The sequence below is a fragment of the Shumkonia mesophila genome (assembly GCF_026163695.1).
Taxonomy (GTDB): domain Bacteria; phylum Pseudomonadota; class Alphaproteobacteria; order Rhodospirillales; family Shumkoniaceae; genus Shumkonia; species Shumkonia mesophila.
Window position 1 is genome coordinate 735,201 of record NZ_JAOTID010000001.1, and the last position, 14,426, is coordinate 749,626.

The following is a 14,426-nucleotide window of genomic DNA, read 5'->3' on the forward strand; positions in this document are numbered from 1 at the left end:
CGCATGCCGGCCGTCACGACGGCCGGCTGAGCTGAGACGCTCATCGAAGAACAAGAAATTTGACATTGCGCATGGACTCAGCAGCGCCGGCCTTCCCTTGGGGAAGACGGCCAACGAAAAACGACGCTTGGGGCGCAGGGTTTCCCCCTCAAGAGCAGGAGAACGAAACAGTGCAGGAATTTGGACCTTTCGTCAGCCCTTACGGCTTGAAGAACCATGGAATTCAGAACTTCGGCATGGCGTTCTGGAATTTCCCCACGCCGGCCCTTTACGAACAGGCGGTGCGCCGCGGCGAGGCCACCCTGGCCCATGGCGGGGCCCTGGTCACCCGAACCGGCCACCACACCGGGCGCTCGCCCAACGACAAGTTCGTCGTCGACGAGCCGGAGAGCCGGGATTCGGTCTGGTGGGGCAACGTCAACCGCCCGATGACCGAGGCGCAGTTCGACGGCTTGCATCGCCGCATGCTCGCCTATCTCCAGGGGCGGGACATCTTCATCCAGGACTGCTTCGCGGTGGCCGATCCGGAACTGCGTTTCCCGATCCGCGTGATTACCGAAACCGCCTGGCACAATCTGTTCGCCCGCAACATGTTCTTCTGGGCGTCCCGCGAGGACATCAAGACCTTCAAGCCGGAATTCACCGTCATCCAGGCCCCGCGCTTCCACGCCGAGCCGGAGACCGACGGCACCCGTTCGGGCGTCTTCATCGTCATTCACTTCGCCAAGCGCCTCGTTCTCATCGGCGGCACCAGCTATGCCGGCGAGATCAAGAAGTCGATCTTCAGCATCCTCAACTACATGCTGCCGGCGAAGGGCATCCTGCCCATGCATTGCTCGGCCAACCAGGGGCCGAACGGCGAGACCGCCATTTTCTTCGGCCTGTCGGGAACCGGCAAGACGACGCTGTCGGCCGACAGTTCGCGCACCCTGATCGGCGATGACGAGCACGGCTGGGGCCCGAAGGGCGTCTTCAACTTCGAGCACGGCTGCTACGCCAAGGTCATCAATCTCAGCGCCCAGGCGGAACCCGAGATCTACGCCACCACCAGGCGGTTCGGCACTATTCTCGAAAACGTGATGATGCATATGGACGAGCGCCGTCTCGACCTCGACGACGGCTCGCTGACCGAGAACACGCGGGCGTCCTATCCGCTGTCGCACATCCCCAACGCCTCGCCCAGCGGAGTCGGCGGCCATCCGAAGAACATCGTCATGCTGACCTGCGACGCCTTCGGCGTCATGCCGCCGGTCAGCAAGCTCACGCCCGAGCAGGCGATGTACCACTTCCTTTCGGGATACACCGCCAAGCTGGCCGGCACCGAGGCGGGGGTGAAGGAGCCGCAGGACGTCTTCTCGACCTGTTTCGGCGCCCCCTTCCTGCCGCGCAAGCCCACCGTCTATGCCGACCTGCTCGGCAAGAAGATGGCCGAGCACAAGGCCACCTGCTGGCTGGTCAACACCGGCTGGAGCGGCGGCGGCGTCGGCGTCGGCGCGCGCATCAAGATCGCCCACACCCGGGCCATGGTGAACGCCATTCTGGACGGCAAGCTGGACGGCGTGCCGATGACCAAGGACCCGAATTTCGGGGTCATGGTCCCGCAGTCCTGCCCGGACGTGCCGGCCGAGATCCTGTCGGCCCGCAACACCTGGAAGGACAAGGCCGCCTATGACGCCACCGCCCGCGACCTGACCCGCCGCTTCGCCAAGAACTTCCAGCAGTTCGAGGACCAAGTGGACGAAAAGGTCCGCGCGATCGCCATCCGCCCCGCCGACTGAACCGATCGCACCCAGTCGACGGCAGGGATCCAAAAGCCGGGTCGGACTTGTCCGACCCGGCTTTTTCCTATTCAATCGCCCTGATGTCCGTCGGCCGGACGGCTGGTGAGGGTCGGATGGAAGGGATCGGAACCGTATTCGGCGTCATCGCGCTGCTGGTCGCCCTGGCGGCGCTGTGGTTCGTCAACGACGTGGTCAGACGGATCGAACGCCAGAACCAGCAATTTGTGGAAACCCATCTTCGCGCCGTACGCGAGGCCATCGACGGCTGCATGGCAAAGGTGGGCGGGCTGGAGCGCAAAGCGGACGAATCGGCGGACCGCATCGCCGATTTCCAGAAGAAGGCCGAGGCGCTGGGCAAGGTCCAGAGCGAACACCATGGCCGGTTGGAGGCGCTGCACGACGGGCTGGAGCGGATCGGCCGGGAGCAGGCCCCGAACCCGCGGCAAGCCGGCGGCCGGCGCGCCGATTGATTGTTCCCCGCGGGCGGCGCCGGGGATGGGCCGCACCCAACCGGAAAATGTGACGGCTGTCTTCCCTTTAAATCATCGGTGATGATACCATTTGTCGGTTAGGGACCCGGCGGAGCGGTGCGCCGTGCGGGAGGGACTCCCTGGGTCGAAGCCACCTTTCGAACAACCGACGCCAAGACAGCGACCGGAATGCTCCCGGAAGGTTGAAACCTGGACCTCCGGAGAGCGGCGCCCTGGGCAAGGGGGGACGGCCGCGCACGGAAATGACCGAAGCGCGATTTTTGGCTTGGTGGAATCGACCGACACATGTAAAGAGCACCGCCGGCAGTGGACGTAACGGAGTGAGCGCGATGACTTTTTCCGGCTTCCCCGAAAGACAAGGGCTGTACGATCCCCGCAACGAGCATGATTCGTGCGGTGTCGGGTTTGTCGTCGACATTAAAAATCGCAAAAGCCACGCCATCGTCAGCGACGGTCTGCAGATCCTGGTCAACCTCGACCACCGGGGCGCGGTCGGCGCCGATCCCAAGGCCAGCGACGGCGCCGGCATTCTGACGCAGATCCCGGACCGCTTCTTCCGCGAGGAGTGCGCCAAGCTCGGCTTCGATCTGCCGCCGGCCGGCGACTATGCCGTCGGCATGCTGTTCCTGAGCCAGAACGCCAAGACCCGGACCCGCCACGAGGCCACCATCAAGCGGATCTTCGAGGCCGAAGGCCAGAAGGTGCTGGGCTGGCGCGACGTGCCGATCGATCCTTCCTGCCTGGGCTACAGCGTCAAGCGAAACCAACCCCACATCCGCCAGGTCTTCGTCGCCCGCGGCAAGAACTGTCCCGACCAGGACGCCTTCGAGCGCAAGCTGTTCGTCGCCCGCAAGCAGGCCCACCACGCCATTTGGGACTACGAGGAGGATCGTACCGAATCGCGCCTCTACATTCCCAGCTTCTCGTCGCGCACGGTGCTCTACAAGGGCATGCTGATGGCCAACGCCATCGACGTCTTCTATCCCGATCTCAAGGACCCGCGTTTCGAATCGGCCCTGGCCCTGGTCCATCAGCGGTTTTCGACCAACACCTTCCCGTCGTGGGAACTGGCGCAGCCGTTCCGCTATCTTTGCCACAACGGCGAGATCAACACGCTGCGCGGCAACATCAACTGGATGCTGGCCCGGCGCCACAACATGAAGTCGGAGATCCTGGGCGACGACCTGGAGAAGCTGTGGCCGTTGATCGGCGACGGCAACTCGGACTCGGCCACCTTCGACAACTCGCTCGAACTGCTGGTCGCCGGCGGCTATTCGCTGGCCCACGCCATGATGCTGATGATCCCCGAGGCGTGGGACAACAACCCGCTGATGAGCAAGAAGCGCAAGGCCTTCTACGAATACTACGCGGCCCTCATCGAGCCGTGGGACGGCCCCGCCGCCGTCGCCTTCACCGACGGCCGCCAGATCGGCGCCACGCTGGACCGCAACGGCCTCAGGCCGGCCCGTTACGTGGTGACCGACGACGACAAGGTGATCATGGCTTCCGAGGTCGGCGTGCTGCCGGTGCCCGAGGAGCGGATCGTCAAGAAGTGGCGGCTGCAGCCGGGCAAGATGTTCCTGATCGATCTGGAGCAGGGGCGCATCGTCGACGACGACGAGATCAAGGACCAGCTGGCCACGGCCAAGCCCTACCTGCAGTGGCTCAAGTCCACCCAGATCCATGTCGAGGATCTACCCACCGAGGTGGCGGCGATGGCACCCGACGCCGGCATCCTGCTCGACCGCCAGCAGGCCTTCGGCTACACGCAGGAGGACATCAAGTTCTTCCTGGCGCCGATGGCGGTGGGCGGCCAGGATCCGGTCGGTTCGATGGGCCGCGACATCCCGCTGGCCGTGCTGTCGCGCCGCTCGAAGTCACTGTTCGACTACTTCAAGCAGAACTTCGCGCAGGTGACCAACCCGCCCATCGATCCCATCCGCGAGCAACTGGTCATGTCGCTGGTGTCGCTGATCGGCCCCCGGCCCAATCTGCTCGATCTGGAAAGCGGCGGCGCCCACAAGCGCCTCGAGGTGCGCTCGCCGATCCTCTCCAACGTCGACCTGGAACGGATCCGCCACATCCACGAGAAGGTGGACAACGCGTTTCGCACCTACACCGTGGACATCTGCTATCTGGCCGACCTCGGCGCCCCCGGCATGGAAGAGGCGGTGCGCCGGATCTGCCTGGACGCCCAGAACAAGGTGCTGGCCGGCTACAACATCATCATCCTGTCGGACCGCCTGATGGACGCCGACCACGTGGCCGTTCCGTCGCTGCTGGCCGTCGCCGCGGTGCACCACCACCTCATCCGCGAGGGGCTGCGCACCGAGGTCGGACTGGTGGTGGAAACCGGCGAGGTCCGCCAGGTTCACGACTTCTGTCTGCTGGGCGGCTATGGCGCCGAGGCGATCAACCCCTACCTGGCGTTCGAGACGCTGTCGGCGCTGCGGCCGGAGCTGCCGGACACCCTGGACGAGGAGGAGATCCACCACCGCTACGTCAAGGCCATCGAGAAGGGCGTGCTGAAGGTGATGTCGAAGATGGGCATCTCGACCTTCCAGTCCTATTGCGGGGCCCAGATCTTCGACGCCGTCGGGCTGTCGCAGGATTTCGTCGACGCCTATTTCACCGGCACCGCGTCGCGCATCGGCGGCATCGGGCTGACCGAGATTGCCGAAGAGACGGTGCGCCGTCACCGCGACGCCTATGGCAACGCCACCATCCTCAAGGACGCGCTGGACGTCGGCGGCGAAATGGCGTTCCGCCTGCGCGGCGAAGACCACATCTGGACGCCGGAGACCATCTCCAAGCTCCAGCACGCGGTGCGCGCCAACGACCGCGCGCTGTACCGCGAGTACGCCGACCTGGTGAACCAGCAGAGCCAGCGCCTGATGAACCTGCGCGGGCTGCTGGAGCTGAAGCCGGCCGACAAGCCGGTACCGCTCGACGAGGTCGAGCCGGTGTCCGAGATCGTCAAGCGCTTCTGCACCGGCGCCATGTCGTTCGGCTCCATTTCGTACGAGGCCCACACCACGCTGGCCATCGCCATGAATCGGCTGGGCGGCCGCTCCAACACCGGCGAGGGCGGCGAGGAGCCGGAGCGATTCCAGAAGCTTCCCAACGGCGATTCGCTGCGTTCGGCCATCAAGCAGGTGGCCTCGGGGCGCTTCGGCGTGACCGCCGAATACCTGGTCAACGCCGACGACATGCAGATCAAGATGGCCCAGGGCGCCAAGCCCGGCGAGGGCGGCCAGCTGCCCGGCCACAAGGTCGACTCGACGATCGCCCACGTCCGCCATTCGACGCCGGGCGTCGGCCTGATCTCGCCGCCGCCGCACCACGACATCTATTCGATCGAGGATCTGAAACAGCTCATCTTCGACCTCAAGAACGTCAACCCCGAGGGCACGGTCAGCGTCAAGCTGGTCTCCGAGGTTGGGGTCGGCACCGTCGCCGCCGGCGTCGCCAAGGCGAAGGCCGACGGCGTGCTGATTTCCGGCCACGAGGGCGGCACCGGCGCCAGCCCGCTGACCTCGATCATGCATGCCGGCAGCCCGTGGGAAGTCGGCTTGGCCGAGACCCAGCAGACGCTGGTGCTCAACAATCTGCGCGGCCGCATCGCCGTGCAGGTGGACGGCGGCTTGCGAAGCGGCCGGGACGTCGCCATCGGCGCCCTGCTCGGCGCCGACCAGTTCGGCTTCGCCACCGGCGCCCTGATCAGCCAGGGCTGCCTGATGATGCGCAAGTGCCATCTGAACACCTGCCCGACCGGCATCGCCACCCAGGACCCGAACCTGCGCAAGCGGTTCATCGGCAAGCCCGAGCACGTGGTCAATTTCCTGGTCTTCATCGCCGAGGAATTCCGCGAGATCATGGCGATGATGGGCTTCCGCACGGTCAACGAGATGATCGGGCGCGTCGATCGCCTGGATACCCGCAAGGCTTCCGACCACTGGAAGGCCCACGGCCTCGACCTGGGACGCCTGCTCCACTATCCCGAGGCTGGCCCCGACGTGGCCCGCTACAAGTGCGAGGACCAGGACCACCAGCTGGGAGGGGCTCTCGACCGGCTGCTGATCGAGAAGGCCATGCCGGCCCTGGAGAAGCGGGAGCCGGTGATCATCGAAACGGCGGTGCGCAACGTCAACCGCACCATCGGCGCCATGCTGTCGGGCGAGGTGGCGAAACGGTACGGCCACAAGGGCCTGCCCGAAGACACCATCGTCATCAAGGCGAAGGGCACGGCCGGCCAGAGCCTGGGCGCCTGGCTGGCGCACGGGATCACCATCGAGCTCGAGGGCGACGCCAACGACTATGTCGGCAAGGGCCTGAGCGGCGGCCGGCTGGTGGTGCGGCCGCCGTCCGACAGCCGGCTCAAGCCGGAGGACAATATCATCATCGGCAATACCGTCCTCTACGGGGCGATTTCCGGTGAATGCTATTTCCGTGGCGTTGCCGGCGAGCGGTTCTGCGTGCGCAACTCGGGCGCCATCGCGGTGGTCGAGGGTGCCGGCGATCACGGCTGCGAATACATGACCGGCGGCGTCGCCGTCGTTCTCGGCAAGACCGGCCGCAACTTCGCCGCCGGCATGAGCGGCGGCGTGGCCTACGTTTTCGACGAGGACGGCACCTTCGAGCGCCGCTGCAACACCGAGATGGTGACGCTCGAATCCATTCCCGAAGACGAGATGCTGCCCGACACCATCAGCCGCGAACACCTGTTCGCCGACATGCTGGGCGACGACGCGCCGCGCCTGAAGTGGATTCTCAAGCGTCATCTGAACTATACCGGCAGCGAGCGTGCCCGCGAGATCCTGGAGAACTGGGAGGATAGCCTGCCCAAGTTCGTCAAGGTTCTGCCCACCGACTACCGGGAGGCGCTCCAGAAGATCCGAATGGGAGGGTTGCGACCGAGAGAGAGGGCGGGCGACAGCCCCCAGGAGAAGTGATCACTCATGGGTAAGCCAACTGGATTTGTCGAGTTTCGACGGCAGGACCATGCCTACGAGCCGGCCAGCGACCGCATCCGCCATTTCGAGGAGTTCATCCTCCCGATGGAGGACAGCGACGCCAGCCGCCAGGGTGCGCGCTGCATGGATTGCGGCATCCCCTTTTGTCACTCGGGATGTCCGGTCAACAACATCATCCCCGAGTGGAACGATCTGGTGTACCGGAACCGTTGGCGCGAGGCGTCCGACGTCCTGCACTCGACCAACAACTTCCCGGAATTCACCGGCCGCGTCTGCCCGGCGCCGTGCGAGCAGGCCTGCACGCTGAACCTGAACAGCGAGCCGGTCACCATCAAGACCATCGAGTGCTCGATCGTCGACAAGGCCTGGAAGGAAGGATGGATTCGGCCGCTGATCCCGACCCACCGTTCCGGCAAGCGGGTGGCCGTGGTCGGTTCCGGCCCGTCCGGCATGGCCTGCGCCCAGCAGCTGGCCCGGGCCGGCCATCGCGTCATCGTCTTCGAGAAGAACGCCAGGGCCGGCGGGCTGCTGCGCTATGGCATTCCCGACTTCAAGATGAACAAGCGGCTGATCGACCGCCGCATGGGCCAGATGCAGGCCGAGGGCGTGCGCTTCCTGCCCGGCGTCCACGTCGGAGTCACCTTTCCGGCCGAGCAGCTGCTCAAGGACTATGACGCGGTAGTGCTGGCCGGCGGTTCCGAAAAGCCGCGCGACCTGCCGGTACCGGGCCGCGAGCTGCGCGGCATCCACTACGCCATGGAGTTCCTGACCCAGCAGAACAAGCGGATCGCCCACGAATACCTGCGCAACCTGGAGCCCATCACCGCCCAGGACAAGCGGGTGATCGTGCTGGGCGGCGGCGATACCGGGTCGGACTGCATCGGCACCTCGGTCCGTCAGGGCGCCCGCTGGGTGACCCAATTCGAGATCCTGCCGCAGCCGCCGGCCCAGGAAAACAAGCTGATGACCTGGCCCAACTGGCCGTTGAAGCTGATGACCTCGTCCTCCCAGGAAGAGGGCTGCCGGCGCGAGTGGACGGTGGCCACCAAGCGCTTCCTGGGCGAGGACGGTCGCGTCACCGGGCTCGAGGCGGTGCGCGTCGAATGGCGCAAGGACGACAGCGGCCGCATGGTCATGGAAGAGGTGCCGGGCAGCACCTTCGTGGTCAAGGCCGACCTCGTGCTGCTGGCCATGGGCTTCGTCCATCCGGTCCACGAGGGGATGCTCAAGGAAATCGGCATCGGCCTCAACGCCCGGGGCAATGTCGACGCCAACACCCAGGACTATCGCACCAGCGTGGACAAGGTGTTCGCCGCCGGCGACATGCGGCGCGGCCAGTCCCTGGTGGTGTGGGCGATCCGCGAGGGGCGCCAGTGCGCCCGCGCCGTCGACGAATACCTGATGGGGACCACCGTTCTTCCCCGCTAGGCCACGCGGTCGCCCCGTCTCGCGCCTTCCCAAGCCAAATGAGGCTTGGGGAGAAACGCGCGGGATGCTATAAATCCGCAACATGTCGGGGCATGAAGACCGTGGATATTCTACATGTTGCGGTGTTGGCCCTCGTCCAGGGGGTTACTGAATTCCTGCCGGTCGGTTCGTCGGCCGATCTGGCGGTGGTATCCCCGCTAGCCGGATGGCTGAACCGGGGGCCGGCCATCGAACTGGCTGTCCATCTGGGCGTGCTGGGCGCCGTGGCGGCCTATCTGTGGCGCGACCTGTGGGCGATGGCGGTGGGGGTTTTCCGCTATTTCACCGGCCGGCGCGGCGGCGCCAGCGGGGTGCGTCTGGCCTTTCAGTTGGCGATCGCCACCCTTCCCCTCATCGCCGCCGGCTTTTTGTTCGAGCGCTATCTGCCGGGCGGCATCGCCAGCGTGCGGGTGGTGGGGTGGTCGATGCTGGGCTTCGGCATCGCCCTTTTCATGGCCGACCATTCCGGCATGACCATCCGCCGGGTCGAACACCTGGCGCTCAGCGACGCCGTGGTCATCGGCATCGCCCAGATGGCGGCTCTGGTGCCCGGGGCCGGCCGCCCGGTCGTCACCATGCTGGCTGCCCGCCTGCTGGGGTTCGAGCGGATCGACGCCGCGCGTTTCTCGATGCTGCTGTCCATTCCGGCCCTGCTCGGCCTCGTCGTCGTCAAGGGGATCGGCCTGGTGTCGTTGCCGGACGGCCAGATCTCCGGCGCCGCCGTCATGGCCGCCCTTCTCAGCTTCGTGGCGGCGCTGATCGCCATTGCTGTGCTGATGGCCTGGCTTCGGCGCTCCACCTTCGCGCCCTTTGTCATCTACCGCGTGGCGGTGGGCATCGCCCTGCTCGCTCTCGGCTACGGCTGGGGCCTCTGACGTCTCTTTTCAGTATCCGCGCGTGACGTCCACCAGGTGGCGCGGCATCCCTCCTGACAGCAGCCGCCTGACGTCGACGGCGATTTCAGCCGCCGCCGTGCGCGGCGTCGTATGGCTGGCGACGTGGGGCGTGACGATGACCTTGGGGTGGTGCCAGAACGGATGGTCCGCTTTCAAGGGCTCGTGGCGGAAGGCGTCGAGCAGGGCCATCGAGAGGTGGCCCGAATCGAGGGCCGCCAGCAGGTCGGCCTCGATGATGTGGCCGCCCCGGGCCAGGCTGATCAGGAAGGCCCCCCGCGGCAACGCCGCCAGGGTCTCGGCGTTGACGATGCCCCGCGTTTCGGGGGTCAGCGGCAACAGCACGACCAGGATCTCGGTGCGCTTCAGGAAATCCGAAAGCCGCCCGGCGCCGGCGAAGGTCTCGACGCCGGCCAGCGATTTCGCAAGCGCGTCCCAGCCGGCGACCGCGAAGCCCAGGGAGGCGAGCTTAAGCGCGGCGTCGCTGCCCAGCACGCCAAGTCCCATGATGCCGACCCGTCTTTCCGCCGCCTCGGGATAGGCCACCGGATGCCACTCGGCCCGTCCCTGCAGGGCGGCGTAGCGGTGCAGCCCGCGGTGGAAGTGCAGCACCCAGTGGATGGCGAAGTGGGTCATGTCGACGCCGAGCAGCGGGTCGACCATGCGGGCCAGCGGGATGTGGCGGGGAAAGGTGGGATCGCCGAGCAGGGAATCGACGCCGGCCCACAACGACAGCACGGCCTTGAGGTTGGGCAGCCCGGCCAGCACGCCCGGCGCCGGGACCGCGATGACGGCAATCTCGATGTCGGCCGGATCGCCGACGGCGTCGGGCCACACCCGGATGTCCTGGTCGGGCAGATGGCCCTTCAGCAGCGGCAGGTAGTCCTCGGCGTCGCCGGCGTGCGTGCTCATGAACAGAATGGCCATGCGGCGTTTCTCCCCGTCTTGCGATGATGGCGTCGGGGGCGACTTTAGGTGGCGACGACGCCGCTGTCATCGGCCTTGAGGTCGAAGGCGGCGGCCATCAGGGCGCGCGTGTAGGGCTGCTTGGGATCGGCGAACACGGCGTCGGCCCGTCCCGACTCGACCACTTGGCCGCGGCGCATGACGATGACGTCGTGGGCCAGCGCGCGCACCACCTTGAGGTCGTGGCTGATGAACACGTAGGCGATGCCGTGGCGCCGCTGAAGGTCGCGCAGCAGGTCGACGATCTGCGCCTGCACCGACATGTCGAGCGCGCTGGTCGGTTCGTCGAGCACGATGAACTCGGGGCGCAGGGCCAGCGCGCGGGCGATCGAGATGCGCTGGCGCTGGCCGCCCGAGAACTCGTGGGGATAGCGGTCCTGCATGTCGGCCTTGAGCCCCACCTCTTCGAGCGCCCCGCCGATCAGGGCGCGGCGCTCGTCCCGCGAACCGCCGAGGCCGTGAACCAGCAGCCCCTCCTCGATGATCTGGCCGATCGAAAGGCGTGGGCTCAGGCTGCCGTAAGGGTCCTGGAAAACCATCTGCATGTGCCGGCGCAGCGGCCGCAGCGCCTTCCATGAACGGCCCTGCAGGTTCTCGCCCTTGAAGACGATGGCGCCCTCGCTCCTTTCCAGGCGCAGAAGGGCCCGGCCCAGCGTGCTTTTGCCCGAGCCGCTTTCGCCGACCACGCCCAGTGTCTGGCCGGCCCTGACCGACAGAGTGATCCCGTCCACCGCCTTGACGTGATCGACGGTGCGGCGCAGCAGGCCTTTGCGGATGGGGAACCACACCTTGGCATCGTCGGCCCGCATGATTTCGGCCGCCGCGCCGTCGGCCGGCTGCGGCCGCCCGGAAGGCTCGGCGGCGAGAAGGCGCTGCGTATAGGGATGGGCCGGGCGCGAGAAGATGTCCTCGGCCTTGCCCTGCTCGACGATCTCGCCGTCGTTCATCACGCACACCCGCTCGGCCATGTGGCGCACGATGCCCAGATCGTGGGTGATCAGCAGCAGCGCCATGCCGAGCTTGGCCTGCAATTCCCGGAGAAGCTTGAGGATCTGGGCCTGCACGGTGACGTCGAGCGCGGTGGTCGGTTCGTCGGCGATCAAAAGGTCGGGCTCGTTGGCCAGCGCCATGGCGATCATGACGCGCTGCTGCTGGCCGCCCGAGAACTCGTGAGGCAGGGCGTCGAGGCGGGCGATTCCCTCCTCCAGGCCGACCAGGCGGAGCAGCTCCTCGACCCGCTCGTGGGCCTGGCGCCGGCTCATCATCTTGTGGACGAACAGCACCTCGCTGATCTGCCGCTCGATGCTGTGCAGCGGGTTGAGCGAGGACAGCGGCTCCTGGAAGATCATGGCGATGCGGTTGCCGCGCAGCGCCCGCAGGCGGGCCCGGCCGGCCCCCAGCAGCTCCTCGCCGGCGAAGACGACGCTGCCCGCCGGGTGGTGGGCCTGCGGATAGGGCAGCAACTGAAGGACCGACAGCGCCGTCACCGACTTGCCCGAGCCGCTCTCGCCGACCAGGGCGACGCTTTCGCCCTTGTTCACGGAAAACGAGATGCCGCGCACGGCCTTGACCTCGCGCTCGCCGCGGCCGAACGAGGTGTGGAGGTCGGTGACGTCGAGCAGCGGGCTCATGAGGCGGCCTTTGCGCTATCGGGGGTGGCCGGGCGGCCGCTGGCGTCCTCCTTGGCGGGCGGGGCGGCGAAAACCTTGCGGGGATCGAAGGCGTCGCGCACGGCCTCGCCGATGAAGATCAGGAGGCTCAGCATGACGGCGATCGAGAAGAAGCCGGTTAACCCCAGCCACGGGGCCTGCAGGTTGGCCTTGCCTTGGGCCAGCAGTTCGCCCAGCGAGGCCGAGCCGGCCGGCAGGCCGAAGCCGATGAAGTCGAGCGCCGTCAGCGTGGTGACCGAGCCCGCCAGGATGAAAGGCAGGAAGGTCATGGTCGCCACCATGGCGTTGGGCAGGATGTGCTTGAACATGATCTTGAGGTTGGAAACGCCCAAGGCGCGGGCGGCGCGTACGTAGTCGAGATTGCGGGCGCGCAGAAATTCGGCCCGCACCACGTCGACCAGCGCCATCCAGGAAAACAACAGCATGATACCCAAAAGCCACCAGAAATTGGGCTCCACCACGCTGGCCAGGATGATCAGCAGGTAAAGCGTCGGCAGCCCGGACCAGATCTCGATGAAGCGCTGGAACAGCAGATCGGTCCAGCCGCCGAAGTAACCCTGCGCGGCGCCGGCCGCCACGCCGATTACCGTGGAACCGAGAGACAGCACCAGGCCGAACAGCACCGAGATGCGAAAGCCGTATATCAGGCGGGCGACGACGTCGCGGGCCTGATCATCGGTCCCCAGCCAGTGCTCGGCGCTGGGCGGCGAGGGCGCGGGCATCGGCAGGTCCCAGGCGACGGTCTGGTGATCGTACTTGATCAGGGGCCAGATCATCCAACCCTTGGCGTCGATGAGGCCGCGCACGTAAGGATCCTTGTAGTCGGTTGCCGTTTCGAAGTCGCCTCCGAACGTGGTTTCGGGGTAGGCCTTGAAGATCGGCGTGTACACGGAGCCGTCGAAGTAGACCAGAAACGGCTTGTCGTTGGCGACGAATTCGGCGCACAGGCTGACCACGAAAATGGCCAGGAAGATCCACAGCGACCAGAAGCCGCGGCGGTTGGCGCGGAAATTGTGCAGTCGTCGCCGGGTGATCGGGGAAAGGCGCGACCGGGATACGGCGGCGGCGTTCATGGCGCTAGGCTCCGCGCCGTTCAAAGTCGATGCGGGGATCGACAATGGTATAGGTGATGTCGCCGATCAGTTTCATCAGCAGGCCGAGGAGCGAGAAGAAGAAAAGCGTGCCGAACATGATCGGGTAGTCGCGATTGAGCGCCGCCTCGAAACCGAGCAGGCCGAGCCCGTCGAGCGAGAAGACCACCTCGATGAGCAGCGACGAGGTGAAGAGGATCGAGAGGAACGCTCCCGGAAACCCGGCGATGACGATCAGCATGGCGTTTCTGAAGACGTGGCCGTAAAGCACCCGGCGTTCGGCCAGGCCCTTCGAGCGGGCGGTCGTCACGTACTGCTGGTTGATCTGATCGAGAAAAGAGTTCTTGGTCAGCATCGTCAGCGTGGCGAAGCCGCCGATCGACATGGCGATGACGGGCAGCGTGATGTGCCAGAAATAGTCGGCGATGCGGGCCGGCCAGCTCAGGCTCTCCCAGTTGTCCGAGGTCAGTCCGCGCAGCGGGAACCAGTCGAGATAGGTGCCGCCGGCGAAGACGACAATCAGCAACACCGCGAACAGAAACGACGGTACCGCGTAACCGACGATGATGGCGGCGCTGGTCCAGACGTCGAACGGGGTGCCGTCGCGCCGGGCTTTCGCAATGCCGAGAGGAATCGAAATCAGGTAGGTGAGCAGCGTCGTCCATACCCCGAGCGAGATCGATACCGGCATCTTTTCCAGCACCACGTCGATCACCGGGCGACCGCGGAAATAGCTCTCGCCAAAATCGAATGCCACATAGCTCTTCATCATCAGCCAAAAACGCTCGCCGGCCGGTTTGTCGAGGCCGTATTGACGTTCCAGGGACTTGATGAATTCCGGGTCGAGGCCTTGGGCACCGCGATACCGGCTCTGTTCGTCCCCGCCGGCGCGCGACGGCGCGCCGGGCGCCAGGTCGCTGCTGGCGCGGCTGATCCGGCTGGTCGCCGCTCCGCCCTGCCCGGTCAACTGCGCGATCACCTGTTCGACGGGTCCGCCGGGTACCACCTGCACGATGGCGAAGTTGACGACCATGATGCCGAACAGGGTCGGAACGATCAGCAGCAGACGGCGCAGGATATAGGCCAGCATCGGG

The 14,426-nt window shown here is 66.2% G+C and carries 9 protein-coding genes; 5 read left to right on the forward strand and 4 right to left on the reverse strand.

Annotated elements, in window-relative coordinates; translation table 11 throughout:
- Positions 1 to 170: 170 nt before the first annotated feature.
- The 5 genes from ODR01_RS03330 to ODR01_RS03350 all read left to right on the forward strand — a co-directional run bounded on the left by ODR01_RS03330 (position 171) and on the right by ODR01_RS03350 (position 9,587).
- Positions 171 to 1,778: a phosphoenolpyruvate carboxykinase gene (locus ODR01_RS03330; RefSeq protein WP_316976166.1), complete on the forward strand. Its 1,608-nt coding sequence runs from the start codon at positions 171 to 173 to the stop codon at positions 1,776 to 1,778.
- A 116-nt stretch (positions 1,779 to 1,894) separates the two neighbouring features.
- On the forward strand, positions 1,895 to 2,251 hold the full coding sequence (locus tag ODR01_RS03335; protein WP_316976167.1) for a hypothetical protein: 357 nt from the start codon (positions 1,895 to 1,897) through the stop codon (positions 2,249 to 2,251).
- A gap of 350 nt (positions 2,252 to 2,601) precedes the next feature.
- The gene (gene gltB / locus ODR01_RS03340; protein ID WP_316976168.1) at positions 2,602 to 7,224 is read left to right on the forward strand and encodes a glutamate synthase large subunit; all 4,623 of its coding nucleotides are present in this window, start codon (positions 2,602 to 2,604) and stop codon (positions 7,222 to 7,224) included.
- 6 nt (positions 7,225 to 7,230) lie between these two features.
- Complete coding sequence (locus tag ODR01_RS03345; protein ID WP_316976169.1) at positions 7,231 to 8,673, forward strand: glutamate synthase subunit beta; 1,443 nt, start codon at positions 7,231 to 7,233, stop codon at positions 8,671 to 8,673.
- 101 nt (positions 8,674 to 8,774) lie between these two features.
- Positions 8,775 to 9,587, forward strand: coding sequence for an undecaprenyl-diphosphate phosphatase (locus ODR01_RS03350; protein WP_316976170.1), 813 nt, complete (start codon positions 8,775 to 8,777; stop codon positions 9,585 to 9,587).
- 9 nt (positions 9,588 to 9,596) lie between these two features.
- Here the strand turns inward: ODR01_RS03350 and ODR01_RS03355 are convergent, their stop codons facing one another.
- Genes ODR01_RS03355 through ODR01_RS03370 form a run of 4 tightly spaced genes read right to left on the reverse strand, consistent with a single transcriptional unit; the run spans position 9,597 to position 14,422 of the window.
- On the reverse strand, positions 9,597 to 10,532 hold the full coding sequence (locus ODR01_RS03355) for a 2-hydroxyacid dehydrogenase (RefSeq protein WP_316976171.1): 936 nt from the start codon (positions 10,530 to 10,532) through the stop codon (positions 9,597 to 9,599).
- A 44-nt stretch (positions 10,533 to 10,576) separates the two neighbouring features.
- Positions 10,577 to 12,202, reverse strand: a complete 1,626-nt coding sequence (locus tag ODR01_RS03360; RefSeq protein ID WP_316976172.1) for an ABC transporter ATP-binding protein — start codon at positions 12,200 to 12,202, stop codon at positions 10,577 to 10,579.
- Positions 12,199 to 13,314 (reverse strand): ABC transporter permease, encoded by a 1,116-nt coding sequence (locus ODR01_RS03365; RefSeq protein WP_316976173.1) that lies wholly within the window; start codon positions 13,312 to 13,314, stop codon positions 12,199 to 12,201. Before ODR01_RS03365 ends, ODR01_RS03360 begins: the two co-directional genes overlap by 4 nt.
- Before the next feature lie 4 nt (positions 13,315 to 13,318).
- A complete protein-coding gene (locus tag ODR01_RS03370; protein ID WP_316976174.1) occupies positions 13,319 to 14,422 on the reverse strand; it encodes a microcin C ABC transporter permease YejB in 1,104 nt (367 codons plus the stop codon).
- Between the last annotated feature and the right edge of the window lie 4 nt (positions 14,423 to 14,426).